At 63.8% G+C, this 26,581-nt stretch carries 30 protein-coding genes and 1 tRNA gene; 13 read left to right on the top strand and 18 right to left on the bottom strand.

Going from position 1 to position 26,581, the window contains the following annotated elements; genetic code table 11:
• Window positions 1-136: 136 nt before the first annotated feature.
• Together ACQRAG_RS06340 and ACQRAG_RS06335 are read left to right on the top strand one after the other, a co-directional pair.
• Window positions 137-865 carry a DUF721 domain-containing protein gene (locus ACQRAG_RS06340; protein WP_297139432.1) on the top strand — a complete coding sequence of 243 codons (729 nt, stop codon included), beginning with the start codon at window positions 137-139 and terminating at the stop codon, window positions 863-865.
• A 130-nt stretch (window positions 866-995) separates the two neighbouring features.
• A complete protein-coding gene (locus ACQRAG_RS06335) occupies window positions 996-1,367 on the top strand; it encodes a hypothetical protein (RefSeq protein WP_168935577.1) in 372 nt (123 codons plus the stop codon).
• 328 nt (window positions 1,368-1,695) lie between these two features.
• Here the strand turns inward: ACQRAG_RS06335 and ACQRAG_RS06330 are convergent, their stop codons facing one another.
• The 5 genes from ACQRAG_RS06330 to ACQRAG_RS06310 form a co-directional block, all read right to left on the bottom strand.
• Window positions 1,696-2,316 carry a DUF4125 family protein gene (locus tag ACQRAG_RS06330; protein ID WP_204626362.1) on the bottom strand — a complete coding sequence of 207 codons (621 nt, stop codon included), beginning with the start codon at window positions 2,314-2,316 and terminating at the stop codon, window positions 1,696-1,698.
• 137 nt (window positions 2,317-2,453) lie between these two features.
• Window positions 2,454-2,543: transfer RNA gene (locus ACQRAG_RS06325), tRNA-Ser, on the bottom strand.
• A 239-nt stretch (window positions 2,544-2,782) separates the two neighbouring features.
• Window positions 2,783-3,058, bottom strand: coding sequence for an HU family DNA-binding protein (locus tag ACQRAG_RS06320; protein WP_006007160.1), 276 nt, complete (start codon window positions 3,056-3,058; stop codon window positions 2,783-2,785).
• Between the two features lie 189 nt (window positions 3,059-3,247).
• Window positions 3,248-4,078: a glutamate racemase gene (murI, locus tag ACQRAG_RS06315; protein ID WP_204625495.1), complete on the bottom strand. Its 831-nt coding sequence runs from the start codon at window positions 4,076-4,078 to the stop codon at window positions 3,248-3,250.
• 292 nt (window positions 4,079-4,370) lie between these two features.
• The gene (locus ACQRAG_RS06310; RefSeq protein WP_297138788.1) at window positions 4,371-5,249 is read right to left on the bottom strand and encodes a sulfite exporter TauE/SafE family protein; all 879 of its coding nucleotides are present in this window, start codon (window positions 5,247-5,249) and stop codon (window positions 4,371-4,373) included.
• Between the two features lie 314 nt (window positions 5,250-5,563).
• On the opposite strand from ACQRAG_RS06310, the gene hisH reads away from it, so the two are divergent.
• The 3 genes from hisH to ACQRAG_RS06295 are packed head-to-tail and all read left to right on the top strand — an operon-like array spanning window position 5,564 to window position 7,744.
• Window positions 5,564-6,202 carry an imidazole glycerol phosphate synthase subunit HisH gene (hisH, locus tag ACQRAG_RS06305; protein WP_006007168.1) on the top strand — a complete coding sequence of 213 codons (639 nt, stop codon included), beginning with the start codon at window positions 5,564-5,566 and terminating at the stop codon, window positions 6,200-6,202.
• Window positions 6,195-6,974, top strand: coding sequence for an imidazole glycerol phosphate synthase subunit HisF (gene hisF / locus ACQRAG_RS06300; RefSeq protein WP_168936431.1), 780 nt, complete (start codon window positions 6,195-6,197; stop codon window positions 6,972-6,974). The genes hisH and hisF overlap by 8 nt, the downstream gene beginning before the upstream one ends.
• Window positions 6,968-7,744: a PP-loop family protein gene (locus ACQRAG_RS06295; protein ID WP_427803797.1), complete on the top strand. Its 777-nt coding sequence runs from the start codon at window positions 6,968-6,970 to the stop codon at window positions 7,742-7,744. Before hisF ends, ACQRAG_RS06295 begins: the two co-directional genes overlap by 7 nt.
• 421 nt (window positions 7,745-8,165) lie before the next feature.
• On the opposite strand, the gene ACQRAG_RS06290 is transcribed toward ACQRAG_RS06295, so the two are convergent.
• From ACQRAG_RS06290 to ACQRAG_RS06260, 7 genes are all read right to left on the bottom strand, one after another.
• Window positions 8,166-8,402, bottom strand: a complete 237-nt coding sequence (locus ACQRAG_RS06290) for a hypothetical protein (protein ID WP_006007176.1) — start codon at window positions 8,400-8,402, stop codon at window positions 8,166-8,168.
• Between the two features lie 14 nt (window positions 8,403-8,416).
• The gene (gene mltG, locus ACQRAG_RS06285) at window positions 8,417-9,463 is read right to left on the bottom strand and encodes an endolytic transglycosylase MltG (protein WP_427803796.1); all 1,047 of its coding nucleotides are present in this window, start codon (window positions 9,461-9,463) and stop codon (window positions 8,417-8,419) included.
• Complete coding sequence (gene ruvX / locus ACQRAG_RS06280) at window positions 9,460-9,897, bottom strand: Holliday junction resolvase RuvX (protein WP_006007180.1); 438 nt, start codon at window positions 9,895-9,897, stop codon at window positions 9,460-9,462. Before ruvX ends, mltG begins: the two co-directional genes overlap by 4 nt.
• 5 nt (window positions 9,898-9,902) lie before the next feature.
• A complete protein-coding gene (gene trpS / locus ACQRAG_RS06275) occupies window positions 9,903-10,895 on the bottom strand; it encodes a tryptophan--tRNA ligase (protein ID WP_427803795.1) in 993 nt (330 codons plus the stop codon).
• A gap of 28 nt (window positions 10,896-10,923) precedes the next feature.
• The gene (locus tag ACQRAG_RS06270; protein ID WP_168936427.1) at window positions 10,924-11,586 is read right to left on the bottom strand and encodes a site-2 protease family protein; all 663 of its coding nucleotides are present in this window, start codon (window positions 11,584-11,586) and stop codon (window positions 10,924-10,926) included.
• Window positions 11,587-11,666: 80 nt separating this feature from the next.
• Window positions 11,667-12,068, bottom strand: a complete 402-nt coding sequence (locus ACQRAG_RS06265) for an MmcQ/YjbR family DNA-binding protein (protein WP_412625975.1) — start codon at window positions 12,066-12,068, stop codon at window positions 11,667-11,669.
• 17 nt (window positions 12,069-12,085) lie between these two features.
• Window positions 12,086-12,337, bottom strand: coding sequence for a hypothetical protein (locus tag ACQRAG_RS06260; protein ID WP_050760298.1), 252 nt, complete (start codon window positions 12,335-12,337; stop codon window positions 12,086-12,088).
• Between the two features lie 402 nt (window positions 12,338-12,739).
• Here ACQRAG_RS06260 and ACQRAG_RS06255 point away from each other — a divergent pair, with 402 nt between their 5' ends.
• From ACQRAG_RS06255 to ACQRAG_RS06240, 4 genes are read left to right on the top strand one after another with little or no spacing between them, the layout of a single operon-like run.
• Window positions 12,740-12,982, top strand: a complete 243-nt coding sequence (locus tag ACQRAG_RS06255; protein WP_300705507.1) for a FeoA family protein — start codon at window positions 12,740-12,742, stop codon at window positions 12,980-12,982.
• 11 nt (window positions 12,983-12,993) lie between these two features.
• Window positions 12,994-15,459, top strand: a complete 2,466-nt coding sequence (gene feoB / locus ACQRAG_RS06250) for a ferrous iron transport protein B (RefSeq protein ID WP_297158225.1) — start codon at window positions 12,994-12,996, stop codon at window positions 15,457-15,459.
• A 34-nt stretch (window positions 15,460-15,493) separates the two neighbouring features.
• A complete protein-coding gene (locus ACQRAG_RS06245; protein WP_006007196.1) occupies window positions 15,494-15,811 on the top strand; it encodes a hypothetical protein in 318 nt (105 codons plus the stop codon).
• Between the two features lie 36 nt (window positions 15,812-15,847).
• The gene (locus ACQRAG_RS06240; protein WP_006007198.1) at window positions 15,848-16,675 is read left to right on the top strand and encodes a DUF4198 domain-containing protein; all 828 of its coding nucleotides are present in this window, start codon (window positions 15,848-15,850) and stop codon (window positions 16,673-16,675) included.
• A gap of 438 nt (window positions 16,676-17,113) precedes the next feature.
• Here the strand turns inward: ACQRAG_RS06240 and ACQRAG_RS06235 are convergent, their stop codons facing one another.
• Genes ACQRAG_RS06235 through ACQRAG_RS06225 form a run of 3 tightly spaced genes read right to left on the bottom strand, consistent with a single transcriptional unit; the run spans window position 17,114 to window position 20,056 of the window.
• The gene (locus ACQRAG_RS06235) at window positions 17,114-18,439 is read right to left on the bottom strand and encodes a DUF4857 domain-containing protein (RefSeq protein ID WP_427803794.1); all 1,326 of its coding nucleotides are present in this window, start codon (window positions 18,437-18,439) and stop codon (window positions 17,114-17,116) included.
• On the bottom strand, window positions 18,436-19,116 hold the full coding sequence (locus ACQRAG_RS06230) for a hypothetical protein (protein ID WP_427803793.1): 681 nt from the start codon (window positions 19,114-19,116) through the stop codon (window positions 18,436-18,438). The genes ACQRAG_RS06235 and ACQRAG_RS06230 overlap by 4 nt, the downstream gene beginning before the upstream one ends.
• A gap of 4 nt (window positions 19,117-19,120) precedes the next feature.
• A complete protein-coding gene (locus ACQRAG_RS06225) occupies window positions 19,121-20,056 on the bottom strand; it encodes an ABC transporter ATP-binding protein (RefSeq protein ID WP_204625503.1) in 936 nt (311 codons plus the stop codon).
• An 81-nt stretch (window positions 20,057-20,137) separates the two neighbouring features.
• On the opposite strand from ACQRAG_RS06225, the gene ACQRAG_RS06220 reads away from it, so the two are divergent.
• The gene (locus ACQRAG_RS06220) at window positions 20,138-20,458 is read left to right on the top strand and encodes a hypothetical protein (protein ID WP_006007205.1); all 321 of its coding nucleotides are present in this window, start codon (window positions 20,138-20,140) and stop codon (window positions 20,456-20,458) included.
• Window positions 20,459-20,789: 331 nt separating this feature from the next.
• Here ACQRAG_RS06220 and ACQRAG_RS06215 read toward each other — a convergent pair whose 3' ends face one another.
• Window positions 20,790-21,776 carry a hypothetical protein gene (locus ACQRAG_RS06215; RefSeq protein WP_204625504.1) on the bottom strand — a complete coding sequence of 329 codons (987 nt, stop codon included), beginning with the start codon at window positions 21,774-21,776 and terminating at the stop codon, window positions 20,790-20,792.
• 15 nt (window positions 21,777-21,791) lie between these two features.
• Window positions 21,792-22,271, bottom strand: coding sequence for a ribonuclease HI (rnhA, locus tag ACQRAG_RS06210; RefSeq protein ID WP_168934732.1), 480 nt, complete (start codon window positions 22,269-22,271; stop codon window positions 21,792-21,794).
• 720 nt (window positions 22,272-22,991) lie between these two features.
• Between rnhA and ACQRAG_RS06205 the strand changes: the two genes are divergently transcribed.
• The 3 genes from ACQRAG_RS06205 to pyrE are packed head-to-tail and all read left to right on the top strand — an operon-like array spanning window position 22,992 to window position 25,206.
• Window positions 22,992-23,321: an FmdB family zinc ribbon protein gene (locus ACQRAG_RS06205; RefSeq protein WP_168934733.1), complete on the top strand. Its 330-nt coding sequence runs from the start codon at window positions 22,992-22,994 to the stop codon at window positions 23,319-23,321.
• Window positions 23,322-23,328: 7 nt separating this feature from the next.
• Window positions 23,329-24,624: an adenylosuccinate lyase gene (gene purB / locus ACQRAG_RS06200; protein WP_168934734.1), complete on the top strand. Its 1,296-nt coding sequence runs from the start codon at window positions 23,329-23,331 to the stop codon at window positions 24,622-24,624.
• Between the two features lie 21 nt (window positions 24,625-24,645).
• Entirely contained in the window at window positions 24,646-25,206 is a 561-nt protein-coding gene (gene pyrE / locus ACQRAG_RS06195) for an orotate phosphoribosyltransferase (protein ID WP_040369879.1), read from the top strand.
• Window positions 25,207-25,488: 282 nt separating this feature from the next.
• Here pyrE and ACQRAG_RS06190 read toward each other — a convergent pair.
• Window positions 25,489-26,581, bottom strand: a 1,093-nt coding sequence (locus ACQRAG_RS06190) for a hypothetical protein (protein WP_427805289.1), incomplete at its 5' end; no start/stop codon positions are given.

Here is a 26,581-nt window from a genome sequence, read left to right as displayed (position 1 = left end):
CCCTGCTCCCGTACCGGGGGCTGTTTCTTCCGCATCTGCCGGACACCGCGCAGAAGGGGAGGCAAACGGGACTGTCCGGCCCGCAGCGTCCCCTGTGGCCGGGGCTCCTCGTCCTGCACCGTCTTCCGGGACAGGCATGGGGCGGCGTGAGGCCGCGTTCCGGCAGTGGGCCGCGGACATGCAGGCCCGTTTCGATGCCGGGCTGGAAGCGGAGGAAGACCGGGCGGCACGGCGCAAAGACTCGCTGGTCGTGCTGCCGCCGCCGACGGATACGGGCGGAAGGAAACGCCGGACAGCAAAGAAGGCACAGGCCGACGCAGCGGAGGCCCCGCGCCCGCGGACGTGGATCACGCGGCGGCGCAGCACCGAACCCGGGCACGAGGCCCGCTTCGAGGAATGGCACGGCCCGGCACGGACAGGGAGCGTGCTGGAAAAGGTCTTCATCTCTCTGGGCGCGTCCCCGGAGCAGGCGAAGCTGAGCCGCTTGTGGCGCAGCTGGGATGCCGTGCTGGGGCCGGATCTGGCGCCATTGGCCCGTCCGCTGGGCCACCATGACGACAAGCTGCTCATCGGCGCCGAAGACGCCGTGCTGCTGCAGGAGCTCTATTATATGGGGCCGGAGATCGTGCGCCGGGTCAATGAGTTCCTGCAGGAGGATTTCTTCACGGCGGTGAAGGTCTCCCTGATGCTGGACCATCAGGATCTGGATGCGCCCAGCCCGGTGCTGGAGCGCTCCGCCGGGCGTCCGAAGGAAGAGGTCCCCGCGCCTTCCGGGGCCAGTCTGGGGCTCATGGATCCCGAATCGGCCGTGGCCCGCTGCTATGCCCGCTTCCTGGGCATGGAGCTGCCCGATCCCCGCAAATGACGGGCTGGAGCCGCCGGGAGGCGGGATTGACAAAGCTTTTCTTGCGATGCTAGGGTCAGCCGGTGTCGTGCTGGCCTTGCTGCTTTGTCGCTGTGGCTGCCGTCACGCTGCAGCTCAAGGGGAGGGTGCCATGCAGGATACGCTGGAAAATATCAGCCTCAAGCACGATAATGGCGAGGACATGCGCTTTCGTGGAAGCCTTTCCTCCGAGTGTTCCTGGTATGACGAGGAGCATGGCGTGCTGTGCCGCCAGAAGCTGTATGTGACGGAGAACAAGGACCAGATCTACTACATCATGCGCACCGGGGCGGAAGAACACAGCCGCCGGGCTTATCGCCTGAAGGTGCAGGACCAGACCTGCATCATCCATAACGGCAAAGCTGAAGTGCGCATGCCCATTACCCTGCTGATGCTGGCTGTGCGCGGTCTGTGCGGCATGGATGCCCGGAACGCGACCAGCCTTGCCATGGTGGAAGAAATGCTCAAGGCTGCCAACGCCTAGCCGCCGTCCGTTTTTTCCCCGAAAAGAGAGGAAAGGGATGCTTCTTCGGAAGCATCCCTTTTCGTTTTTGCGGCCTCTGTTCCTGTGCCGGTCATACAAATCAAAAGAGCCACCCCTGCGGGTGGCTCTTTTGATTTTCAGCCCTCATGGCGAGCCCCGGCAAGTCCAAGAGGTTCGCCGGGCAGATGCCCATCCCCAGGGGGGAGGCCGGAGCCTGTTCCTCCCGGGGCTTTGAAGGCGCAGCCTTTTCAAGAGCGGCAGTGCCCCTGCCGAAAGCGCATCGTCGGGACGGCTCCCGGCGGGGCGACGCCAGGCGCTGTCGGTGGCCTCAGCGACGGGCGCTGAAATGCTTTTCCGCGCTCTCGATGTCCTCAAAGCCGTACTGCTGCACCTGATGGAGCAGGTTCTGTTCGGCTTCGCTTTCGCCCTTGCGCAGACGTTCCATGGTGGCCCGATGATAGAGGGCGATGGTCTTGGGGGAATAGGTGCGCAGTTCCGCGCGCAGGTAGGTCTCCATGGAGACCCAGCCCGGACGGTCGTCACGGCTGCGCAGGGGGCGGCCCCTGTCGGCCAGCGAGGGGAAGCGGCTGTCGAGGTCTTCCTTCCAGGACACATGAGCGGCCACGATGTCGTCCACCTGGGCCATGGCTTCGGGGTCCAGCGGCGGCAGGCTGTCGGCCAGCTGGGCGTACTCCTCGGGGAAGGTGGATTCCATCATGCGGGCGTATTTTTCCGTGACCAGGTTACGCCCTTCCAGACGGGCGTTCAGCAGGTCTTCCAGATAGCTGCCCAGCAGTTCGTCGTCCCAGTTGTCCATCTGGCTGGAACGCATGATGCGGAAGGTCTTGGGATCCATCTGGCAGGAGGCCTTGCCGCCCACGTTCTGCACGTTGCTGAACATTTCCCATTCGGCTGTGACCACAGCATCTACAAGGGTCTTGTGTTCCATAGCGTCTCCTTGGCCGGGAAGGGCCGCGGGAACCGCGGCCGTCCGGCCATCTTCGGCAAGAAAGGTTTTCCCGGCATGGCCGGGAGATATGAAAAAAGGGCGCCCTGCCGGAAGCAGAACGCCCTAGTGTCAGCACGTGGCGGAGGGGGAGGGATTTGAACCCCCGGAAGGCGTGAACCTTCAGCGGTTTTCAAGACCGCCGCAATCAACCGCTCTGCCACCCCTCCGTGCGGAGCAGACCGCGCCGCCTCCTGCGCCAACCCTGCGTGCAGGGCCCATGGCTTTGGGCGGTGCTTCGTCTGCGGGCTGTCGGGCCACGGCGCAGGGCCTGCCCGTCAGAACAGCCAGAAGCATATAGCACTTTTGGGCCCGGAGCGCAAAGGGCAAGCTGCCGGAGAGCCCGGCGGACCATAAAAAAAGCGGCGCCCTCCAGAAGAGGACGCCGCCGGATCCGCTGAGCGAAATACTACTTGATGGCGTCCTTCAGGCCCTTGCCGGGGGTGAACTTGGCAACCTTGCTGGCAGGGATGGTGATTTCCTTGCCGGTGCGGGGATTGCGACCCTTGCGGGCGGCGCGCTCAACCACCTTGAAGCTGCCGAAACCGGTGAAGGTCACGGATTCGCCGGAAGCGAGGGCTTCGCGCAGAGCAGCCACGACGGCGTCGAGGGCTTCTTCGGCCTTGGCTTTGGTGGGCAGGCCGGCCTTGGCATGGATCTTTTCAACAAGCTCAGCTTTGGTCATAGTTATACTCCAAAAAAAGAGTTTCGGGTTTCAATCTGTAGGCCAGACAGGGCATCCATACGTTATGGGCTTGGCCCGTGTCAATGGAAAATGCCCATATATCAAAGTTTTCCGGGCATCAGAGCCTTTTCGGGCATACTTTTCGCATCGCTTTCGGGCGAGGCGGCCCCGGGACGCATCAGCGGATGGTCAGGAAAGGTCCACCAGGCTGACTTCGGCGCTTTTGAGCGGGTGCCCCAGGAAAAGGCTGCCGGTGCGGATGAAGCGCAGCACGTTGTCCGTGGTCATGAAGCGGTGGGAGCCCGGGGCGTCTTCCCCGCGCAGCAGACCCAGCTCGCGCAGGCGGTTCTCCACCGCCACAGCGGCGGTCTCGGCCGAATCCACGATGCGCACGTCATCGCCTACCACATGGCGCAGGGCTTCGCGGAACAGGGGGAAGTGCGTGCAGCCCAGCACCAGGGTGTCGGGCCTGTCGGGCCGTCCCGGGGAGAACAGGTCGCCCAGATAGCGGCTGGCGATGCCCTCGACGATGGGGCCGTCCATCCAGCCCTCCTCGGCCAGGGGCACGAAAAGGGTGCAGGCCCTGCCCTGGACGCGGGCCTCGGGGCACAGGGAGGCGATGGCCTGCTGGTAGGCGCCGCCGGCGATGGTGGCTTCGGTGGCGATGACCACGATGCGCTTGTTGCGGCTGGCGGCCACGGCGGCCTCGGCACCGGGGCGCACGACCCCGAGGACGGGCAGGGGCGCGAAGTGTTCGCGCAGTTCCGGCAGGGCGGCGGAGGTGGCGGTGTTGCAGGCCACCACCAGCATCTTGACGCCTTCGTCCACCAGGCGTCCCGCAGCCTTGAGCGTGTAGCGGATGATGGTGTCGCGGCTTTTGGTGCCGTAGGGCAGGCGGGCCGTATCACCAAGGTAGAGCAGGTTCTCGCCGGGCAGGCGGCCGGAGATGGCTTTGAGCACGGTCAGGCCGCCCATGCCGGAATCAAAGATGCCGATGGGCAGGGAAGCTGAGGGATTCATGACGTTCCTTCGATGGGGGACGGCTCCGGTGGGGCCTCCCCGGGCTGGCACGTTGTGGGGACAGAAGGGCGCAAGGCGCCCCCGCCTGCCGGTAGGGCGGGACGCGGCCTCCTTTCCGGGCGTGCCCCGAGGAGGGCGACGGCATCCGGTCAGGGGCATCCATGTCCCGACTGCGGAAGGATGGCTTTTTTCAGGCGGCAGGGCAAGGGAAAACGGGCGCCGGAGGCTTACGGGACGCACTTCTCCTGTCCCGGTGCGTCATACCGGCGTGCCGGCCGGGCGGTACGGGCCGCTAGAATCCCTGCCACAGATAGCGCAGGGACGTGAAGAGCAGGATTAGGGCCAGCCCCCACTTGATGCGGCGCGCGGGCACGAAGCGCTGGCAGCGCGCCCCCAGATAGCTGCCCATGAGTCCGCCCAGGCCCAGCAGCAGGCCCAGCAGGGGATCGGCGCCGATGCCGTCCAGCGAGGAGAACAGGCCCAGGAAGCCATAACCCAGCACTCCGGCCAGCGAGGCCAGGAAGGTGCCCAGCAGCAGGGCCCCGGCGATGGCATGGACGGGCAGGCCGAAGATGCTGACCAGGAAGGGGGAAAGGATGGCGCCGCCGCCGATGCCGTAGATGCCGCCCGCCAGACCGATGCCCAGGCTGAGGGCCGCCAGGCGCGGGCAGCTGACGGAGTGCCGCGCCTCACCGAACGTGAAGACCAGGCGGGACCGGTCCCAGCGCTCCACATGGATCCGGGCCATGCCGCCCCCCTTGCGGGCGGGCGCGGCGGGCCTGCGCAGGTCGCGGAACATGCGCCAGAAGATCCAGAGCAGCAGCAGACCGGCAAAGACCTTGAAACGGCTCTCGTCCGGCAGCCAGTAGACGCGGATCAGCGAGCCCAGCACGATGCCGGGCAGGGTGCCCACGGCCACGGTCAGGGCCAGCGGCCAGAGCAGGCGCCCTTCGCGGGCATAGCGCACGATGCCGCCGGGACAGGCCAGCACGTTGAAAAGATGGTTGGTGGCGCTGACGCCGGGGCTGGTGTAGCCCAGAAAGCTCATCTGGAAAGGCAGGAGCAGGAAGGCTCCCGACAGGCCGCCCATGGACGTGACGAATGAGATGCCCATGGCCGCCAGGACGGGCACCAGGGGGTGACACTCGATACCGGAAACGGGAAAGAACATGGACCACCTCCACAGGTTGTGCGACGGGGTAAAAGCAGAGTAAACTGATATGGATATTTTTGTCACGTTTTATTTTTTTATTAACCTATTGAAAATAAAGAGATAAAAATAAAATAAGCGTGATTTTTCAGGGTATTTTAATCACTATTTTGTATAAAATAGTGATAAATTTGGCTATGCGGCGGCCCTCCGGCCCCGCAGGGCCGGGGCTGCGGCCCGGTCACGCAGCGCGTCCCCCGGGGGCACATTGCCTGTGCCGGGCGAAACGCGTATATTTCAGGCTTTCCCATCACCGTGCAGCAAAGGATTTCTTCATGCTCGCCATTCTCGAATACAAGGCAGGCAACCAGACCAGCGTGCGCCGTGCGCTGGAACATCTGGGCATCCCCTGCCGCATCACCGCCGATCCTGCGGAACTGGAGCAGGCCCAGGGCATCATCTTTCCCGGTGTGGGCGCCGCCGGGCAGGCCATGGAGGCCCTGACCTCCGCCGGTCTGGACAGCGTGCTGCGCCGTGCCGTGGCCGAAGGCCAGCCCCTGCTGGGCATCTGCCTGGGCTGCCAGATCCTGCTGGAGCACAGCGAAGAGAACGACGTGCGCACCCTGGGCATCGTGCCCGGCCGCTGCGTGCGCTTCCCCGATCATATGAAGGAAGAGGACGGCAGCCCCGCCCCCGTGCCGCATATGGGCTGGAACAGCCTCGATGTGGTGCGTCCGGGCCGTCTGCTGCACGGCATCGAGCCCGGTGCGGAATTCTATTTCGTCCACAGCTATTATGTGGAGCCCGCGCCCGAGCTGGTCATGGCCACCACGGTCTACGGGAAGGAGTTCTGCTCGGTCTACGGCCGCGACGGCCTGTGGGCCGTGCAGTGCCATCTGGAAAAGAGCGGCCGTCCCGGCCTGACCGTGCTGCGCAATTTCTACGATTACTGCGACGAGGTGCGCCATGCTTAGCAAACGAGTCATCCCCTGCCTGGACGTGCGCGCCGGCCGCCTGACCAAGGGCATCAAGTTCCAGGGCAACGTGGACATCGGCGACCCCGTGGAGAGCGCCCGCCGCTACTATGAAGAAGGTGCGGACGAGATCGTCTTTTACGACATCACGGCCTCGGCCGAGGAACGCGGCATCTTCCTGGACGTGGTGGAGCGCGTGGCCTCGCAGATCTTCATCCCCTTCAGCGTGGGCGGCGGCATCTCGTCCGTGGCCGACATGCGCGCCGTGCTCAACGCCGGGGCCGAAAAGGTCTCCATCAACTCCGCGGCCGTGCGCAATCCCGATCTGGTGGCCGACGGCGCGGCGGCTTTCGGCTCGCAGGCCATCGTGGTGGGCATGGACGTGCTGCGCGTGCCCGTGAGCGAGAGCATCCCCTCCGGCTACGAGATCGTCATCCAGGGCGGCCGCCGTCGCATGGGCATCGACGCCATCGAGTGGGCGCGCCAATGCCAGGAACTGGGCGCGGGCGAGCTCTGCGTCAACTCCATCGACGCCGACGGCACCCGTGACGGCTACGAACTGACCCTGACCCGGGCCATCGTGGACGCCGTGTCCATCCCGGTCATCGCTTCCGGCGGCGCGGGCGCGCCCGAACATATGTACGATGCCGTGAGCAAGGGCGGCGCCTCGGCGGCGCTCATCGCTTCCATCGTGCACTACGGGCAGTACACCATCCGCCAGTGCAAGGAAGTCATGGCCGAGAAGGGCGCCAAGGTCCGCCTGACGTGGTAGCTCCCGAAGCCCGCTGGCAGGCCCTGCTGCCCGTGCTGCGGCACTGGCCGCTGGCCGTGGCCTTTTCCGGCGGGCTGGACAGCCGTTTCCTCTGTTTCGCCCTGCGGCGTGCGGGCTGCGACGTGCTGGCCCTGCACGCCACGGGGCCGCATGTGCCGCAGGCCGAGAGCGAGGCGGCGCGGCGCTGGGCCCGGGCGCAAGGGCTGCCCCTGCTGGAAGTGCGGCACGATCCCCTTTCCCTGCCCGAAGTGGCGGTGAACAGCCGGGAGCGCTGCTATGCCTGCAAGCGGGCCCTCATGCGCCGTCTGCGTGACGCCCTGGCCGCCGCGGGCGGTTGCCGCATCCTCTGTGACGGCAGCAATGCCGACGATCTGACCGCCTTCCGGCCTGGGCAGCGGGCCGTGCGCGAGGCGGGCGTACTCTCGCCCCTGGCGCTGGCCGGGCTCCACAAACAGGAGTTGCGCGATCTGGGCGCGTCCTGGGGCCTGGACGACCCGCAGCAGGCCGCCCGGCCTTGTCTGCTGACCCGGCTGGCCTACGGCATGAGCCCGGAACCGGCCCTGCTGGCCCGTCTGGCCGCTGCCGAGGCCGATCTGGCCGCCTTGCCCGGCCTGGGGGATTTTCGCCTGCGCCTGACGCCGGAGCCTGTCCTGCAGGCGGCCGTGCTGCCTGACGGCCTGCGGCCGCGGGTCATGCAGGTGCTGGACGCCCACGGTTTTGGCGGGGCCGGGATGCTGGAAGGGACGGTCAGCGGCTTTTTTGACCGCTGAGCGTGATGTTTTTTGGGGGAATCCCCTCATTTTGCTGTCGATGCCCGCAGCTTTCTGCATCGTGCAACGGGTAGGGCCTCCTCCCGTCGCTGCCGGTATACGAAGGCCTTCCCGGCGCCCCGATGAAGGGGGAGGATATTTTCCCCGGAAAAAATAAAACGCGCCCGCGAGACGGAGTTCTCGCGGGCGCGTTTGTTTTTGACAGGGATATGCCCTCCCATGAGCTGGAGGAGGGATGTCCTGTGATGAAAGCGCGCTGGGGAAGGGGGAGTTTGAGGGGGGAACCCCTCTCGCGCTAGCAGCGACCGGATGGCGGCCCGCAGGGCCGTGTCCGTTGCGACGCAGGAAGCTACGGGCATCGACAGCAGAGATGAGGGGTTCCCCCCTCAAAGATCCTTCCCCGTCCTTCGCGGATATGGCCTTACCGGACGCGCAGGGCCTCGGTGATGATGGCCGCGTCTTCCTCCGGCCGGGCTTTGACATTGAGTTCGGCGTTGCCGCCGTGGCAGACGAAGCCCTCGGGGCCGTGTTCCACCACACCGGCGGAGATGACCTGCCCGTAGGGGAGCTGGTCGCGCATGTCGGCGTGGTCCACGCGGCGGGGAAAGATGAAGGGCACGGGCTGGCCGGAAAAATCTTCCATGATCAAATACTTCATGACCTGCCTTCCTGTTATTGCTGGCGCTGGGCGCGACGGTTCTTGAGGTACTGTCGCACGGCGCGGTTATGATCGTCGAGGTTGGTGGAAAAAGCGTGGCGGCCGCCGTCGGTGATGGCCACGAAATAGAGGTACTTGTGCTCTTCGGGCGTGATGGCCGCGGCCAGGGCGCTGGCGCCGAACGAGCAGATGGGGCCGGGCGGCAGGCCGGGACGCTGGTAGGTGTTGTAGATGTTGTTGGCGTCGTCCAGATGGCGGCGGCGCAGGTTGCCGTCAAAGTTGGGCCCCAGCCCGTAGATGACCGTGGGGTCGGCCTGGAGCGCCATGTTGATGCGCAAACGGTTGGCATAGACGCCGGCCACGCGCGGCCGCTCGTCGGCAAAGGCGGTCTCCTTCTCCACGACGGAAGCCAGGATCACCAGACGGCGCAGCTCGTCGCGGGAGGGGCGTTTGCCGTCGGGCCAGAGGGCGTCGCCCTTGCGCCAGAAGTTGTCCACCATGCGGCCGGCCACGGCACGGGCCTGGGCCTTGTCGGGCACGTCGGCCTTCTTGAGCAGATAGGTGTCCGGCATGAGGAAACCCTCGGCCGAATCGAAGGGGATGCCGTAGTGGCGCAAAAAGGCCGGGTCCGTGATGATGGCCCGGAAATCCTCAAAGCGCACCAGCCCGGCCTCTTCCAGCACCTTGGCGGTCTGCCACCAGGTCAGGCCTTCGGGCACGGTGACGCGGAACAGCACCGGCTGGCCGTTGACCAGGGTATCCAGCACCTGTTCCGGCAGCCAGCCCGTATTGAGGGCAAAGCGGCCGGCCTGCAGGCGGCTGTCCCACTTTTTGTAGCGGGCCAGCAGCAGGAACTTGCGCGCATCGGTGATGAGGCCGCGTTCTTCCAGCTTGTCGGCCACACGGCGCACATTGGCGCCGGGTTCCACGTCGAAGAAGGCTTCCTGCCCCGGTGTGGCCGGGGGCGTCTTGAGGAAGGTCCAGGCCTCGTACCCCGCCCAGCCGGCAGCGGCCGCCGCCAGCAGGACAAGGACAGCCACGATGCGCAGTACGGTCTTCATGCCGGCCTCCGCTGGTCAGGGCTGAGGGAAAGAAAGGACTCCAGGATGCGCACGGCGGCCTGCTGGTCCAGCACGGCCTTGCAGCGGCGGCCCGTGCGGCCCACCTCGCGCAGTTCGCGCTCGGCGGCCTCGGAGCTGAGCAGCTCGGACATGAAATAGAAGGGCAGGGGCACGCGGCGCTTGAGGCGCTCGGTGACGTTGCGCACCTGCCGGGTGGTCATGCTCTCGGTACCGTCGGTGAGCAGGGGCAGGCCCATGACCACGGCGTCGGGGCGCTCCTCGAGTATCCGCCCGGCCAGCGCCGCCAGGAATTCCTTGCGGTTGGCGTAGTCGGCCAGGCGGATGGTGGTCAGCGGATAGGCCATGATGCCTTCCGGGTCGGTGGCGGCCAGGCCCGTGCGGGCCAGGCCGTAATCAATACCTACCCATTTCAAGGCGTTTACAGCCCCATCTTGGCGCGCACTTCGGCCAGCGTGGCGGAGGCGAAGGCGCGGGCGCGTTCGTTGCCGGCGGCCAGGATCTCGGCCACGGCACCGGGACGGGCCGACAGGGCGGCGCGGCGTTCCTGCAGGGGAGCCAGGAAGGCCTCCAGGTTCTTCAGGAAGCGCTTCTTGCATTCCACACAGCCGAAGCTGGCGCCGGTACAGCCGGTGCGGATCTCGGCCTGCTCTTCGGGGCTGGCCAGCAGCACATGGTAGGGGAAGAGGTTGCAGACGTCCGGGTTGCCGGGATCGCTCTTGCGCAGGCGGGCCGGGTCGGTGAACATGCCGCGCACCTTGGGCTCGATGTCGGCCATGGTGTCACGCAGGAAGATGCCGTTGTTGTAGCTCTTGGACATCTTGCGGCCGTCCAGGCCGGGGCACTTGGCCGCGGGGGTGAGCATGGCCTGCGGCTCGGGGAAGAAGTCGCCGCCATAAAGGTAGTTGAAGCGGCGGGCGATCTCGCGGGTCAGCTCCATGTGGGGCAGCTGGTCTTCACCCACGGGCACGCCGTGGGGACGGTACATGAGGATGTCCGCGGCCATGAGCACGGGGTAGCAGAGGAAGCCCGCGTTGCCCAGGTCCTTGTTGGTGATCTGCTGCTGCTGTTCCTTGTAGGTGGGGTTGCGTTCCAGCCAGGAGACGGGGGTGATCATGGAGAGCAGCAGGCTCAGCTCGGCGTGTTCCTTGACCGCGCTCTGGCGGAAGATGACGCACTTTTCGGGATCCAGCCCGGCGGCCACCCAGTCCTTGACCATCTCTTCCACGTTGGTGGCGATGTTGGAGGGGTCGGCATAATCGCTGGTCAGGGCGTGCCAGTCGGCCACGAAGAAATAGGCTTCCTCGGTGTGCTGGAGTTCCACCCAGTTCTTGAGGACGCCGAAGTAGTGACCCAGATGGAGCGGCCCGGTGGGACGCATGCCCGAAACCGTACGCGGACGAACAGTGCTCATTTCAAGATTCCTTTAGAAGTTCCGTTACTTACTTGATACCGACAAGCGAAAGCAGCAGGTCGCTGCCCCCGCCGATAAGAGGCCCGAGGATGTGCCCCAACAGGCCCGTGGCCAGCAGGAGCACCAGGATGATGAAGCCGTAGCGCCCGGCGCTCATGTAGGCCCAGGCGGCGCGCGGCGGCAGGAAATAGGCCACGATCTTGCTGCCGTCCAGCGGCGGGATGGGCAGCAGGTTGATCCAGGCGAGGCAGAGGTTGATGTTCACCCCGGCCACCAGCATGAGCAGGAAGTAGCGCGTGGTGTCCGAGATGTCGGGGCTGGGCAGCATGGCCACCACGGCGCCCAGGACAAGGGCAAAGCCGATGGCCAGCAAAAAGTTGGTCACGGGCCCGGCCAGGGCCACCCACATCATGTCGCGGGCGGGGTCGCGCAGGTTGCGCACATTGACCGGCACCGGCTTGGCCCAGCCGAAGATGAAGCCCGTGCCCAGACTGGTGAGCAGGAACACGGCCGCGCCCAGTGCGTCGAAATGCGAGACGGGATTGAGGGTCAGGCGGCCCATGAAGCGGGCGGTCTGGTCCCCCTTGCGGGAGGCCATCCAGCCGTGGGCCACTTCATGCATGATGATGCCGAGCAGGGTGGGGATCAGGTAGACAGCGAAACGCTGTGCGTTGAATGCAAAATCGAACATCTGCCGCAAGTACCATGCAACGGGTCAAATGTCGATATGAGGGGCGGGAAGGGCAGGGGGCCTCCCCGGCCCCGTAGATGTCATTTGGCAAGGGGCATCCTGTGGCGGCGGGGGCCGCCGGCTCTGCCGCCGGTCAGGGCGTGGCTCGCGTCGATGAGCGCGAACAGCTCTTCGGGCGTGATGCCCCCGTCCAGAAGGATGGAGACCCAGTGCCTTTTGTCCATATGGTAGGCGGGCAGGATGCCCGGCGTCCCGCTGATGAGCAGATCCAGGACGCCGTCGGACTTCAGGTTGATGATCTCCACCGGTCCGTCTCCGGCCAGACCCAGCCGGTCCGGGGGCACGTCCATGATCAGGGCGTACCACTTTCGTCCCTGCTGGTGGCGCAGGACGGCATAGTGCGGATACCGGGCCCAGGGGTATTCCGGTTCCGTGCCGAACTTTTCCCTGACGTAGGCGAGGATGGCGCCACGCGCGGGCATGACCGGTCTCCGCGGGCCTAGCCCACGCTGGCGACTTTGCGGACCAGCAGCTCGTCGTTGGGCCAGATCTGGCGGTCAGGGGTGAGCAGTTCGCCGTCGCGGGCCACCAGGGCGCATTCTTCGGCCAGCCCCAGGGCCGTCAGCAGCTGGCGGGAGGTCTTGGGGCGGGGGATGGAGAGCCAGTGGTCCTCGGGCTGGAGGCGCACGGTGACGCGCGCGCCGGTGTGTTCGGGTTTGACGCAGTGGATGTGGCGGGGAGTCTCGCTCATGGCTAGTTCCTTCGAGGCCTGTTGCCGGGACCTCGTGGCCGCACCGGCAAAGCCGTTCTGCAGTGACGTCCCGGGCGGCGGGGCAGCCCTCCCGGGATGGATTTCCGGGAAAGATGCGGGGCCGGGGACAGGAAAGCTCAGCATACATACGTTGTTCTGTCCGTCTTGTCCATGTGCCGGACATGCGCTGGGCGTCAGGGATACTGTAAGGCAGCGGATCTTTTTGCAGTTTTCAGGGAATCAGGAATCAGCCTTGCGGATTATGGAATAAAAAAATAAATAAATACATAATGTTATAATTAAATCATAAATTTTCCTCTCGTGGCCATATTGACATTGAATTTCATTTTCATCATATACTTGAGTCGTGCGGGGCCTACCTGCCGCTGAGGAGGATCTTGTATGACTCTTGACGACGTCCACTCCATGTCCAGGTGCACGGTAAAACGGGTCACGGCAAAAGGTATGCTGGGGCAACGCCTCAGTGACATGGGATTTTGTCCGGGTATCTGCTTTCTGTTTGTAAGGCGTGCACCACTCCAGGATCCTATCCACGTGCAGATCGGATCCTATCATGTGGCACTTCGCAGCGGTGAGGCCAGGCATATAGAGCTGGATTCCTGCTCTCCGTGCCCGGCAAGGTAAGGAGCCAAGTCATGGAACAGATCCTTACCGTTCTGGCCGGGCAGCCCAATTGCGGCAAATCGACCATCTTCAACATGCTCACCGGCGCCCGCCAGTATGTGGCCAACTACCCCGGTGTGACCGTCGAGAAAAAGGCGGGAAGTTTCGTGTGCGGCGACACGCGCGTCGAGCTGGTGGACCTGCCCGGGACGTACAGCCTGGCTTCCTGGTCGCCGGAGGAGATGGCCGCCCGGCAGTTCATCGTGGAAGAGGATCCGGCACAGATCGTGGCGGTGCTCGATGCCTCGACGCTGGAAAAAAGCCTGTATCTTTGCCTGCAGCTTCTGGAGATGCGGCGGCCCACCCTGGCCGTGCTGAACATGATGGACGTGGCGGCGAAGCGGGGGATACGGGTGGATGCCGATGCCCTTTCCCAGGCGCTGGGCATCCCGGTCATCCGGGCCCAGGCCAGCAAGGGGATCGGGAAGCAGGAATTGTACAGCGCCATCGCCGCGCGTCATGGCCGTTCCGGCAGCGCGGAGATCGTCGATTACGGCGAGCTGGAAACGGATATCCGGGAAATCTCGCGCCTGCTGCCCCGGCAAGGGGTCAAGGGCTATCCTTCCCGCTGGTTTGCCATCAAGCTGCTGGAGCAGGACAGCCTTGCCGAGGGGCTGCTCGCTTCCGTGGATACGGAAGACGGCCGCATCGCCGCCCTGACCCGCCAATGCCGCGAGTCCTGGGCGACGCGGCACGGTGAGGATATGGTCAGGAGCATCGCCCATGCCCGTTTCGCCCAGGCGCGGGACATCGCGGCACGCTGCTCGGAACGCCTGGAGTTCGTCACCTCGGTGACGGAAAAGGTGGATGCCGTCCTCTGCCACCGTTTCTGGGGCCCGCTCATCCTGCTGGGGATACTGTTCGTTTTTTACCAGGCCTCCGTCACGCTGGGCAATTATCTGGCCGCCCAGGTCTGGCCGGTCTGGGGCAAGCTGGAGGTCTGGGCCGCCGCCGTCCTGCCGCAGCAGGGCTTTCTGGAAGATCCCGTCCTGACGGCGCTGGGGTTGTGGATCGTCAAAAGCATCACGGCAGTGCTGAACTACCTGCCCATCTTCGTCATCATGTTCGCCCTGGTGGCCATCCTTGAGGATTCCGGCTACATGGCGCGCATCGCCTTCATCCTCGACAGGATATTCCACCGTTTCGGCCTGCACGGCCAGTCCACGCTGCCCCTGATCCTCGGCGGTGTCTATGTGGGCGGTTGCGCCATCCCCGGCGTCATCGCCACGCGTGCCATCCCCGATGAGCGGGCCAGGATGGCCACCATCCTCATCGTGCCCATGATGAACTGTCTGGCCAAAGTCCCGCTGTATCTGCTGCTGGTGGGGGCCTTTTTCAGCAGCCACGCGGGCTGGGCCATGTTCTTCATCGGGACGGTGACGCTGCTCATGGGCCTCATCGTGGCCAAGATCCTTTCCCTGACCCTGCTGCGCGGGCACAACCCCGCCCCGTTCATCATCGAGCTGCCCATCTACCACATGCCGTCGGTCTACGGGGTCATCCGCCAGACCGTGGACCGCATCTGGATGTTCCTGCGCAAGATCGGTTCCGTTGTGGTGGCCGTGGCCGTCATCATCTTCGCCCTCATCAATTTCCCCGATCTGCCGGCCGAACGGCTCGCCCATTATGAGGGGCAGCAGAAGGCCCTTGAGCAGGCCTTCCTGGCAGCGGTGGACAAGACCTCGTTCAAGGGGCGTCTTGAGGCCGCGGACATCGTACCGCTCCTGCTCTATCAGGAGGATCTTCGCGAGCGGAAACGCGGCCTGACGCAGGCCGAGGCCAATGCCGTCAACCAGGCCGCCCTGGAAGAGAACCCCGTCTATGCCGCCGTGGCCCTGCGTCAGGGCAAGGACGGCAAGCTGCTGGCCGGGGAATTGCGCAAGATCGACGGCAAACGCAAGACCCTGCGGCGCGAGATCCGCCAGGAACGTTTCGAGGACAGCTTCCTGGGACGTGCCGGCAAGGCGCTGGAAAGCGTCACTGCCGGAGCGGGCTTCACCTGGCGCATCAACGTGGCCCTGCTTTCCGCCCTGGCTGCCAAGGAGAACAGTGCCGCGACGCTGGGCGCCATCTATGGCCTGGACGGGATGAGCATCGGCGAAGGCATGGCCTCGGTGAGCGGTTTCACGCCCCTGCATGCCCTGGCGCTCATGCTGTTCATGGCTCTTTACCCGCCGTGCGTGCCTGCGGCCATCATGGTGAAGACACAGACGCTGTCCACGCGCTGGATGCTCTTTTCCATCCTTTTCCAGATGACCGTCGGCCTCATGGTGGCCACCCTGGTGTTCACAGGCGGATCCTGGCTCGGCCTGAGCGGCTTTGAAGCCATGTGGGCCTACTACGGCTTCTGCCTTGTCCTGCTGTTGCTCCTGGCACTGGTACCGGCCGGGGAGGAACAGCAAAAGCCCGGCCCCGTTGCCGGTCCCGCCCGTCCATAACCCCAAACCCTGTTTGTGCATGAGGAGGAAATCTATGTTCAGGTTGTTTGCTTCCCTGGCCCTGGCCGCTGCGGTGGCCCTGCCCGGCGCGGCTTTTGCCCACAGCGCCATTTTCGACTGCTTCGACAATGGTGACGGGACCGTTTCGTGCCAGGGGGGATATTCTGACGGCTCGTCCGCTTCGGGCGTGAGCATCAAGATCAAGGACGCCAAGGGCGACGTGCTGCGGGAGCTCAAGCTGGACAGCAACAGCGAGGTCTCCTTCCCGAAGCCCGAAGGGGACTACAAGGTCATGTTCGATGGCGGTGAGGGCCATTCCATCGAGCTCGACGGCAAGAAGATCGTGCAGTAGCCCGGATCGTCCCACAGAAACATAAACGAGGTTGCTATGAAAAAAATGTCCTTTGCCGCGCTGGGCCTTGCCGGCGCCCTGCTGCTTGCCGCCCCCGCCCAGGCCCATTTCATGATGGCCTATACGCCGCAGACCGCTCTGGAAAAAGCCGCCGATCTGGATTTCCGCATCGTCTTCACCCACCCTGCCGAAGCCGGCCACATGATGGACATGGGGGGCGTGAAGGAATTCTATGCCCTGCACCAGCGCGGTGACGGTGAGGCCAAAAAGATCGACTTCAAACCCCTGTTGAAGGAGATCACCTGGAAGAACCCGGACTCCAGCGCCCCGGCCTTCTCCGCCCTGGTGCCGCGCAAGGAGCTGCGCAGCATGGGTGACTACATGTTCGTCATGGTGCCCGGCTACTATTATGAGAAGGAAGAAGACGTCTATATGCAGCAGATCACCAAGCTGCTGGTGAACGTGGGCGGCATCCCCGGCAACTGGAACACGCCGGCGGGCCTGCCGTGCGAGATCGTGCCCCTGGCCAAGCCCTACGGCCTGTGGACGGGCAACGTCTTCCAGGGCCAGGTGCTTTCCAACGGCAAACCCGTGGCCGGTGCCGAGGTGGAAGTGGAATACATGAGCCATGAGCCGAACCTCAAGAAGAACGGCCTGTCGGCCAAGTCTTCCGTCAAGTATCCCAATGGCGTCATGGTGACGCAGGCCATCATGACGGATGCCAACGGCGTCTTCACCTTCGGCATCCCCAAGGCCGGCTGGTGGGGCTTTGCGGCCCTCGGTGTCGGTCCCGACAAGAAGCACGACGGCAAGGAACTGTCCCAGGATGCTGTGATCTGGGTACAGGCCGTCGACATGAAGTAGCTCATCCGAGCACAGCACTCATTCGCAAGGGGCACGGGTGGTCCGTGCCCCGACTGCGGCCTTACGGCGCCCTCCTTCAGCGAAAGGGCCGGAGCAGGATCCCTGCCCCGGCCCTTTTTTTGCCGTCGTGGCGGAAGCTTGCAGCGGAGGAAAGGCCGCCCCCGGCGGACGGATGCCCCGGATGCGCGCGAGGGCGTTCGCGCCGTCTTGCGGCCGTGGTTCCGTCCGGCAGTCCCGGCGCATCCGACGAAGGCGGTGTCCGTCTGCCTCTCCGGTACCGTCCGGGACAGGCTCCCGGGGCGGCAGAGCGCCCGGCAGTTCGGCAAGCAGAGATAGAAGGTGCCGCCTTTACGCTTCCACGGGGCGTTACGGCCGGCAAAAGAAAGGCGGGACAGCCAGGCTGTCCCGCCTTTCAGGAACAGGGGGCCCCTGCCGGCATCAGCTCCGTTCGTCAAGGAGCAGCAGAGGGATCAGGCTGAAGATGCCGCCCCCCAGGATCATGCCGACCTCAAGCCAGCGGCTGCCCGTGAGTTCATGCCGCCGTGCGAGACGCAGGGCATGGAGCAGGGCCAGTGCCAGGCAGAACGGCAGGGCAAGGGAAGCCCAGCGGGGAGAGAGCGTGATCTCGGGCGAGAAGGACTCCCGGTCTTCATGGGTGAACGTCAGGCGGAAGGGGAAGATGGTGTCGGCAAGGTGATGCTGCCAGACGCGTTGGGCACGGGACATGTGGTGCGAAAAGGTCCGTAACGGGAGAAGCGGCGTGTCCGTCAGTGCCTGCGGCAGCCTGTAGACAGCGGCATGCAGGTGTGTCGCGTCCGATACGACGGCCGTGAGGTAGAGGGGATCGAAGATGAGCTTGCAATCCATGCTGTCAGGCTCGTAATGCGGTATGGACAGCGGCAGCAATGCCGGCGGCAGTCCGGCTCCGCGCTCCTTCATGAGCCAGACGGTCTTCTCATCATCCAGCATCAGTCCCAGCCAGCGACGTTCCCGGCTTTCGGATACCAGAACGTGGCGGGGCGTGACGCCGGACGGTAATGGCACGGCCGTCACTCGCGGCTGGTCATGGTATCGCAGCAGGTGGAAGAGCGCCCCTGTCCCGTCCACCAGAAAGACGCCCCCCTCATATGGCTTGAAGGTGGTGAAGTTCCCCCCTACATGTCGGGCGGGAAAACGGAATCCCGCCGCGAGCAGAGCGTCGGTAAAACGCCTGCTCAGGCCCTGGTCCGGTGTGTTGCTGTCGGCGTTGAGGAACTGCATCCCTGTTGCCGTCAGGCGGAAGCGGTCGTCCGGGTAGACCAGCGCCACCTGTCCAGGATCGGCTTCCAGCAGGGGCAGATATTCCCGTGCAGGCCCCTTGCCGTCAAGCTGGCGTGCGGGCAGTTCCAGGACCCGTCGTGAGCGCTCGATATCCTCACGTTGCAGGATCCTGCCTTCAAGGCGGACGGGGAGCAGCCCGCGGGCCTCCATGTTGCGGAAATAGATGAAGGGCAGGGCCGCCTCGAATTCCAGCCGGTCATGGTAACCGCCGTCTTCGTCCTTGTAGACGATATCGGCATGGTGTCCGTCGGATTTTTGGGCGGCTTTTTCGTCCTCGCCGTGGACCTGTTCCGTATAAATGAATTTTTTCAGCACGGGACTGAAGAAGGCATGTGTTTTGTCCAGCGATTTGAGCAGGGCCATGTCATAGAGCTGTGGCAGGCCCCAGGACAGGATAAGAGCGGACATTAGGGTAAGGCAGAGCAGGGCTGCGGCACGCATCATTCGATTCTCCTGTGCCGGTAGTTCAGGGCGGGCAGCAGCAGGCCCGCGGCCAGGACAGGCAGGCCCGCTGCGAAGAAGGGCAGGCTGGGGGCGAAGGCTCCGGGAGCTGCCCGGGCAAGCAGGAGAGGGCAGATGCCCGCCGCCAGCATCACGCCGAGGAGCCGGGCCTTGCGTTGGGGTTCCAGAAGGCAGAAGGCAAGGCACAGATAGGCATACAGGCCCGCGAGGAACCAGGGGGCAGTCGTCAGCAGGGCCAGGCGGGCCGCCTCAGGCGGGAACGCACTATGGCAGAGGAGGACGAGAATGAGGGCATCGAGGCCATAGAGCAGCGTCAGAAAAAGGAGCCCGAACAGCAGATGGGCCAGTATCAGGGGAGCCATGCCGCAGGGAAGATGCAGGGAGATGCGGAAGCGCTCGTCACGCATTTCCGGCAGGAACTGGAAGCAGCAGAAGACAAGGGCGCTGCACAGGGGAAGGTAGGCCAGAGGCGCGTAGGGGATCTGACCCAGGTCCAGCACCCTGTACCAGACGATTTCGGGATGGTCCTGCAGGAAAAGACGGCGGATGGCCAGCCAAAGCCAGGTCATGAAGGCCAGATTTCCCGCGCACAGCAGGGCCATGCCCGCGCGGGTCTTGAGAAATTCCTTGAAAAAGATGCTTCGCAGCAAAACTATCATCCCGCTACCTCCTGCCGGTATAGCCGATGAAGGCATCTTCGAGGTTCATGGCTGTCGGGATCATGGTTGCCGGGGACAGGGACAGGCCAGTGCGGGCCAGGGCCTCGGCCATGCCGGAGGCCGTGACGAAGCCGAACAGTTCATAATGGTCACTGTGGGCTTCTGCATTGATGAGACCATCGGGCAGGGGATGCCTGCCGCAGGCCAGGGCGTCCAGCCGGTCACGGGCAGTGGCGTCAGGAACGTCCCGGTGCTGCAGGCGATAGCAGCGGAACGTGTCCATGAAATCCCGAAGGGGCAGTTTCAGGGCATCGCCGCCGCGCCGGAGAAAGATGGCTTCATCCACAAATCGGTCCATGTCCTGGATGACATGGGACGTAAGGATGACCGTATGCCGCCCGTCACGCAAAAATTCGCACAGGCAGTCCACAAAGAGACGCCGGTAACCGGCATCAAGGCCCAGTGAGTAGTCGTCCAGTACCAGTAGGTCCGGATCCTGGGCCAGCATGAGCCCCAAAACGACCTGTGAGCGCTGCCCTTCGCTCATATGGGCGATGCGATGCGTGGAGGGCAGGCCCAGGACATCCACAAGGGCATGATAACGTTCCGCTTTCCAGCGGGGATAAAAAGCCGCCATAAAGCGTTCGACCTGGGCAATGGTGAAGAAATCATAGGCAAGGTGGCGCTCAAAAAGCAGGCCTACCCTCTCCCGGGTAGCGGGCCGTATGGCATGGGCGGGGTCCCCGAAGATACGGCAGCTGCCGCCCAGCGGCTTGAGAAAGCCCATGATTATCTTGATCAGCGTCGTTTTGCCGACGCCGTTCTTGCCCAGCAGACCGTAAATCTTGCCCATCTCAAAAGAGAGCGACAGATCTTCATAGACCTTGTGCTTTCCATAGGCGTGCCGGAGATGGTCCACGCAGACCGGGGGAAATCGCATACCTCCTCCTTGCTCTTTTTTTGACAGGTCTATATGAAAAAGAAATTCAATGTCAATAATGCAAGCATAGGAGGAGGAACAATGAAGAATCTTCTCTTCATTCTGGCAGTAGCGGCCCTGTTGGGGGCACAGGCATCGCCTGCGGCAGCGCACAGTGCCCTGCTGAACTGTTTTGACAACGCTGATGGGACGTTCACCTGCCAGGGCGGTTACTCGGACGGTTCGTCGGCAACGGGTATCAGGATCGTGGTGCGGGACAGCAGCGGCGTTGTTTTGCAAGAGGCCCGTCTGGACTCCAACAGTGAGGTGACCCTGAACAGGCCACAGGGGGATTTTTCGGTATTGTTCGACGGTGGGGCCGGTCATTCCGTAGAGGTACGCGGCGATTCTCTTGTGCGTTAGAAGGGGGACTCCGCCCTGTCATCCGGCTCTCCGGCAGGCAGGATGTGAAGGACGGCAGGAAGGACAGGGCATACCGAGAGCCCCTGGCGGCACAGTCCGGCCACTATGGCAAAGAATGCCGGGCGGGCGATGCCTTGAGTCATATGCGCGCTGGTGTCTTTCCGGAGCCCGGAGAGCAGACAATACCTGTCTCGGTATGAAGGAAAGGCAGGCTGTCTTTCTCCTCTCTTGCCCCTGCTGAAAGTTTTGGGAAGGGAAAGGGGGAGCGCGAGGGGGAGAGGGAGAACCGTTTTCCAAAACGGTTCTCCCTCTCCCCCTCGTCTGTTCCTTACTAAAACGCCACCCACCAGTACAGCAGGGTGACCACGGCCATGCTGACGGCGCGCAGGCCCTGGTTGGCCAGGATCAGGCGCAGGGCCAGGGCCGGGCGGTAGAAACCGGCGTAGGCGGGCAGCTGGTGGCGGATGGCCCGCATGGGCGTGGACAATATGTTGCCCACCATCAGGGCAAGCACCACGTCGCGGGCCTCGAGGCCGCCGGTCTGGAGCACGCTGCCTGCGGCGCCCAGGGCCGCGCCCAGCTCGGCGGCCAGATGCAGCACGATGATGCCCATGGCCTGGGGCTTGAGGAAGGCCAGCCATTCCATGTGCATGGCCAGCCACTCCTCGGCGGCGGTGAACAGGCCGTAGCGCTGCAACAGATACATGATGATGTAGACGGGCACCGTGAAGCAGACCAGCTTGGGCACTCGGCGGCGGAAGCGCTTCCAGGCCTTGCGGGCGGCGGCGCGCCAGCCGGTCTCGCCGTCGGCGGCGGCCGTGCAGGCCAGGCAGCCCTGCGGCGGTGCGGGCAGCAGGCGGCGGGAAAAGGCGATGGTCAGGCCGGTACGGCCCACGGCGGCCAGCAGGGTCAGGCCCACATAGACCACGGCGGGCCAGCCCAGCACGGGCCAGGTGAGCAGGAAGATGGTGGGCGTGTGGACCAGATAGGCCGGGAAGCTGTTGAACAGATTGGCCAGCATGAGTTCCCGGCCGTCGATCTCGCCTTTCTGGTGGCTTTCGGAAAGCAGGCCGTTGGCCGCTGCCGGGGAGACGAAGGCCAGGGAGAAGGCCGCGCCCGCCACGTCGCGCAGATGGGCGGCCCGGGCCAGCGGGGTGGCCAGACGGGCCAGATGGCGCGTCCAGCGCAGGGCCTCCAGCAGATTGGCCAGCAGCAGGCCCACGCACAGGCCCAGCAGCAGACGCAGCAGGGGCCAGAGCAGGCCTTTCCAGAGCAGGGCCAGGGAATGCAGAGTGTCAGGGGAAAGGATATCGTTCATGGGCAGGGCGCGGGATCAGGCCTGGGCGGCCGTGAAGCCCGTGTCCTCGGGCAGGTCGGGACCGGCGGCGAAGGCGCGGGCCAGTTCGTCGCAGCGTTCGTTCTCGCGGTGCCCGGCATGGCCGCGCAGCCAGTGGAAGGTGACCTTGTGGGTGCGCAGCAGGGGCAGGAGCTGCTTCCAGAGGTCCACGTTGAGCACGGGCTTCTTGTCGCTCTTGATCCAGTTGCGCTTTTGCCAGCCGGCCAGCCAGCCTTTTTCCACGGCGTCACAGACGTATTTGGAATCGGTGTAGAGGTCCACCTCGCAGGCTTCGCGCAGGGCGGAGAGGGCCGCGATGACGCCGCCCAGTTCCATGCGGTTGTTGGTGGTCAGGCGGGCGCCGCCCACCAGCTCGCGGCGGGCCGTGCTGCCCACCAGGCAGAGGATGGCGGCCCAGCCGCCCCGGCCGGGATTGCCCAGGCAGGAACCGTCCGTATAGATGATGACTTTCTTCATCAAGAATTCCTTTGTGGTTTGAGACCTCCCCCTTCAGGGGGAAAAGGGAATTTGACAAGACGGCGAAGCCGATGAAATCCTTTTCCGTAACTTCTCCCTTCAGGGAGGGGCGATCCGCACGCCCCCTATCCGCCGGTCGCGGAGGCGGTAGCCGTTGCCCGCACCAGCGGGCTTACGGATAGCGACAGCGCTTTCATGGGCTGTCTTGCCGCGTAACACATTGCTGTCTTTATCCGTAGCTTCCTGCGTCGCAACGGCTAAAGCTCATTCGGCGGATGGGGCGACTGTGGATTGCAACATGACCGCGCAGTGTAGGAAAGAAGCGGGGCGCTGGCAACGGGGCCTCCCCGGGTGTGCCCGCGCGCACAGCGGGAGCAGCAAGGCAGGGATGGCGCGGGCGGGGCCGTGGTCTTCGTTCTGCAGGCTGGACTTTGCGGAACCTTTGGGATATGCTTTTCTACCAAAAATTAATGGGGGCATCACCCCCGTGGAGGACATCATGGCTCACAAGAAAATTGAGCGTAAAAAGGAACTGGATCGCCGCCGTCATCGTCGCGCTGAACGTCTGAAGCAGCGCGTGCGTGAAGCCAAGGCCGCCAAGGCCTAGTTTCCGCGGACAGTTCATTGCCGGTTCCCTGCGGGGAGCCGCGAATTTCAGCACAACGGCCGATGGCCCCGGACAAAAAAAGGGGCTGTCGTGGCCGTTCTTGCGTTATAGCTATGCCCATCTACGAATATCAGTGTCCCAACTGTCAGAAAGTCTTTGAAGAATGGACCCATGTGACCGACATGCAGGCACAGGAGCCCTGCCCTGATTGCGGCACCCCCTCGCCGCGGGTCATGTCGCACACGTCTTTCGTGCTCAAGGGCGGCGGCTGGTATGTCAGCGATTACGGCTACCGCAAGGGCATCAAGGACGAGAACAGCACGTCCACCCCTTCTTCTTCCGCCTCCTCGTCGACAAGTTCCACTTCTTCCGGCAGCACTGCCAGCAGCACTTCCGGAGGCTCGGGTTCTTCCACCTCCTCTTCGTCGACCCCTTCCGCGTGAGGTACCTATGATTGAGCGCTACACCCGGCCCGCCATGGGCCGCATCTGGACCCTGGAGAACCGTTACCGCGCCTGGCTGGCTGTGGAAGTGGCCGTGTGCGAGGCCTGGGCCGAACTGGGCCGCGTGCCCGCCGAGGCCGTGAAGACCATCCGGGAAAAGGCCGACATCGACGTGGACCGCATCCTCGAGATCGAGCAGACCACCCGTCACGACGTCATCGCCTTCCTTACTTCGCTGGAAGAAAAGGTGGGCCCCGACGCCCGCTACATCCATCTGGGCTGTACGTCTTCCGACATCGTGGACACCGCCAACGGCTATCTGTTCATGCAGGCCGGCAAGCTCATCGTGGAAGACATCGAAAAGGTGCTGGCTTCTCTGGAAGCCCTGGCCCGCAAGCACAAGGGCGTGCTCTGCATGGGCCGCACCCACGGCATCCATGCCGAACCCACCAGCTTCGGCCTCAAGATGACCGGCTTCCACGCCGAGTTCCAGCGCCATCTGGAGCGCGTCAAGGCCGGTATCGAGAGCGTGCGCGTGGGCAAGATCTCCGGCGCCGTGGGCACCTACGCCTTCCTTTCTCCCGAACTGGAGGAAAAGGCCCTGACCCGTCTGGGCCTGGCCGTGGACCCGCACTCCACCCAGATCGTGCAGCGTGACCGCTATGCCCATTTCTTCACCTCCCTGGCCATCCTGGCCGGCGGCATCGAACGCCTGTGCGTGGAGCTGCGCCATCTGCAGCGCACCGAGGTGCTGGAAGTGGAAGAAGGCTTCGCCAAGGGCCAGAAGGGCTCCTCGGCCATGCCGCACAAGAAGAACCCCATCTCCGCCGAGAACATGGCCGGCCTTGCCCGCCTGATCCGCAGCAATGCCGTGGCTTCCATGGAGAACCAGGCCCTGTGGCACGAGCGCGACATCAGTCATTCGTCCGTGGAGCGCGTCATCATGCCCGACTCCACCATCCTGGCCGACTACGTGCTCAACCGCCTGTGCCGCCTGCTGGACGGCCTGGTGGTCAAGCCCGAGCGCATGAAGGAGAACATGGAGCGTTCCTACGGCCTGTACTTCTCCCAGCGCGTGCTCACCGCCCTCATCGCCACCGGCCTGCCGCGCCAGAAGGCTTATGAGGCCGTGCAGCGCCTGGCCATGCAGAGCTGGGAGACCCGCAAGCCCTTCCCCGAGCTGGTGTGCGCCGATCCCGACATGCATGAACGTCTGGGCGATGCCCAGCTGGCCGAACTTTTCGATCCCACCTACTATCTTAAATACGAAGACGTCATCTACAAGCGCGTCTTCGGCAATTAGGAGGCTCCCGTGCAGCAGTCCATCCTGGAGATCAAGCGTCGTCTGGCCCGCCTGCTGGTGGAAAAGTCCTACCGTGAAGGCGACTTCGTCCTGGCTTCCGGCCGTCGCAGCGACTATTACTTCGATTGCCGCGTGACCGCCCTGCATGCCGAAGGTTCCTGGCTCATCGGTACGCTGTTCAACGACCTGCTCAAGGACGTGCCCGTGGTGGGCGTGGGCGGCATGACCATGGGCGCCGACCCGCTGGTCTCCGCCACCACCGCCATCTCGCATGAACTGGGTCGTCCCCTCAACGGCCTGCTGGTGCGCAAGGAAGCCAAGGACCACGGCACCGGCCAGTTCGTGGAAGGCCTGGGCAACTTCAAACCCGGCGACAAAGTGGCCATGCTGGAAGACGTGGTGACCACCGGCGGCTCCCTGCTCAAGGCCTGTGACCGCGTGCGCGCCGCCGGTCTGGACATCGTGGCCGTGTGCTGCATCCTGGACCGTGAAGAAGGCGGCCGCGAAAAGCTGAAGGAAGCCGGTTACGAACTGCACTCCCTCTTCACCCGCAAGGAACTGGTGGAGATGGCCCGCTCCTAGGGCTTTTTCGCTGGAGCGTTCCCGGCATGATCCGGGGCATGGCGGGGATGACGCCCACCATGGTTCCCGCTCCAGATTCGTCCCGGACCGGGGATACACTGATTGTCAAAGGGCAGCCTTCGGGCTGCCCTTTTTTGTATGTTTTCCCTGTGTAGGCAGGGATTTTCGGAGAAAGATCCGCTCCTGGCTCGGGGGGATGCCGGATGTCGGGGAAGAGTCCTCCCTTTACCATACCGCAATGTCGTCGCGTGGTACGCCTTCCCGTGATTCCCGGGAAGATAATCAGAATGATAGGGAGATGATCCGGGGCTCCATGCTCAACGGGACATAATGATAGAGCTTCCAGCAAAGCAGGTAATACAGGCTGCCGATGAGGACAGGCGCATTCGCAAAATGCAGCTGCGTGAAACAGGGGCGGACCGGCAGATCCCCGTGGCAGTCACGATAGATGCGCAGGATATGCAGGGCAAAGAACAGGAACATCAGACAGCTGTATGAGATCGTTCGGCCAAAGTCGTTGATCATGAAGGTCAGGATCACGGCAGGGAAGATGGCGCATCCATAGGCAAGCCAGGTCATGCTCCGGCCAAGGACATCCGTGCAGACCGTATGGAAGCGGTAGACGTACATGAGTAGGCCCAGAGGGAGCAGAGCCAGCAGCCAGGCAATAATGTAGGAATGGCGCAAGCTATGGTTCTGGAGCCAGGGGAAGGGCGTGGCATGGGAAGAAAGATCTTTGCCGATGAAGCGCATGCCCCCTTGTGTGGTGAAATCCGGGATGAGTGTCTGCCAGTCGTGGAACATGGCTTCGCGCATGGCGGCTGTCCCTTGGAAATGGATGGCAAAAAGGACGCTCAATAAAAAAACGATGCCGATAGTTGCCGTCGTAAGCAGCTTGTGTCTTTCATTGGCGCGCAGGACGAGCAGGGCTGGCAGCAGGGAAAAGAACAGTGTTATCTCGTGGATAAGAAAGGCCACAAGATAGCACAAAGTAATGGCCAGCCAAGCCTTCCCCTGTTTTTCCGGCGAGATGATGATGGCACCGGCCTTTGCCATGATGATGACCAGCAGGGTCAGAAAGAGGATGTCCTTGCGGCCGTAGAGGTCAGGGTCTTTAACGAGGAATGCCAGCAGGGCTGGGGAGAAGAATAGAATTATCGTAAAGAAATAGCTTACATTTTTTCTGATGAAAGCATATGACTTTATGAAAAACAGGATATACACAAGCGATATGAAGGCTGTCCACACGATATGGATATTCAAAAAATCCGCGACATGATACAGCAGGTAACCTGTCAGCCCTCTGCGTACGAGTCCGTCAGTATATTTGATAAAGACTTCTCCCCATACATAACCATTTGGAAAGTAATTATAA

It is taken from the genome of Desulfovibrio sp. SGI.230 (genome assembly GCF_050313065.1).
Taxonomy (GTDB): domain Bacteria; phylum Desulfobacterota; class Desulfovibrionia; order Desulfovibrionales; family Desulfovibrionaceae; genus Desulfovibrio.
The sequence above is the reverse complement of the archived record's forward strand: the minus strand, read 5'-3'. Positions and strand labels throughout refer to the sequence as shown.

Coding starts and splice junctions, on each gene's coding strand:
- ACQRAG_RS06235 (WP_427803794.1), bottom strand. CDS start 18,439: ATGATGCGTGCCGCAGCCCTGCTCTGCCTTACCCTAATGTCCGCTCTT.
- ACQRAG_RS06290 (WP_006007176.1), bottom strand. CDS start 8,402: ATGAAGTATTTGATCATGGAAGATTTTTCCGGCCAGCCCGTGCCCTTC.
- ACQRAG_RS06245 (WP_006007196.1), top strand. CDS start 15,494: ATGTTCAGGTTGTTTGCTTCCCTGGCCCTGGCCGCTGCGGTGGCCCTG.
- ACQRAG_RS06270 (WP_168936427.1), bottom strand. CDS start 11,586: ATGTTCGATTTTGCATTCAACGCACAGCGTTTCGCTGTCTACCTGATC.
- ACQRAG_RS06255 (WP_300705507.1), top strand. CDS start 12,740: ATGACTCTTGACGACGTCCACTCCATGTCCAGGTGCACGGTAAAACGG.
- ACQRAG_RS06215 (WP_204625504.1), bottom strand. CDS start 21,776: ATGAACGATATCCTTTCCCCTGACACTCTGCATTCCCTGGCCCTGCTC.
- ACQRAG_RS06225 (WP_204625503.1), bottom strand. CDS start 20,056: ATGCGATTTCCCCCGGTCTGCGTGGACCATCTCCGGCACGCCTATGGA.
- purB (WP_168934734.1), top strand. CDS start 23,329: ATGATTGAGCGCTACACCCGGCCCGCCATGGGCCGCATCTGGACCCTG.
- ACQRAG_RS06240 (WP_006007198.1), top strand. CDS start 15,848: ATGAAAAAAATGTCCTTTGCCGCGCTGGGCCTTGCCGGCGCCCTGCTG.
- murI (WP_204625495.1), bottom strand. CDS start 4,078: ATGAATCCCTCAGCTTCCCTGCCCATCGGCATCTTTGATTCCGGCATG.
- ACQRAG_RS06205 (WP_168934733.1), top strand. CDS start 22,992: ATGCCCATCTACGAATATCAGTGTCCCAACTGTCAGAAAGTCTTTGAA.
- mltG (WP_427803796.1), bottom strand. CDS start 9,463: ATGAAGACCGTACTGCGCATCGTGGCTGTCCTTGTCCTGCTGGCGGCG.
- ACQRAG_RS06265 (WP_412625975.1), bottom strand. CDS start 12,068: ATGCCCGCGCGTGGCGCCATCCTCGCCTACGTCAGGGAAAAGTTCGGC.
- ACQRAG_RS06310 (WP_297138788.1), bottom strand. CDS start 5,249: ATGTTCTTTCCCGTTTCCGGTATCGAGTGTCACCCCCTGGTGCCCGTC.
- ACQRAG_RS06220 (WP_006007205.1), top strand. CDS start 20,138: ATGAAGAATCTTCTCTTCATTCTGGCAGTAGCGGCCCTGTTGGGGGCA.
- ACQRAG_RS06340 (WP_297139432.1), top strand. CDS start 137: ATGGGGCGGCGTGAGGCCGCGTTCCGGCAGTGGGCCGCGGACATGCAG.
- ACQRAG_RS06320 (WP_006007160.1), bottom strand. CDS start 3,058: ATGACCAAAGCTGAGCTTGTTGAAAAGATCCATGCCAAGGCCGGCCTG.
- rnhA (WP_168934732.1), bottom strand. CDS start 22,271: ATGAAGAAAGTCATCATCTATACGGACGGTTCCTGCCTGGGCAATCCC.
- ACQRAG_RS06335 (WP_168935577.1), top strand. CDS start 996: ATGCAGGATACGCTGGAAAATATCAGCCTCAAGCACGATAATGGCGAG.
- trpS (WP_427803795.1), bottom strand. CDS start 10,895: ATGAGCACTGTTCGTCCGCGTACGGTTTCGGGCATGCGTCCCACCGGG.
- feoB (WP_297158225.1), top strand. CDS start 12,994: ATGGAACAGATCCTTACCGTTCTGGCCGGGCAGCCCAATTGCGGCAAA.
- ACQRAG_RS06330 (WP_204626362.1), bottom strand. CDS start 2,316: ATGGAACACAAGACCCTTGTAGATGCTGTGGTCACAGCCGAATGGGAA.
- ACQRAG_RS06230 (WP_427803793.1), bottom strand. CDS start 19,116: ATGATAGTTTTGCTGCGAAGCATCTTTTTCAAGGAATTTCTCAAGACC.
- hisH (WP_006007168.1), top strand. CDS start 5,564: ATGCTCGCCATTCTCGAATACAAGGCAGGCAACCAGACCAGCGTGCGC.
- hisF (WP_168936431.1), top strand. CDS start 6,195: ATGCTTAGCAAACGAGTCATCCCCTGCCTGGACGTGCGCGCCGGCCGC.
- ACQRAG_RS06260 (WP_050760298.1), bottom strand. CDS start 12,337: ATGAGCGAGACTCCCCGCCACATCCACTGCGTCAAACCCGAACACACC.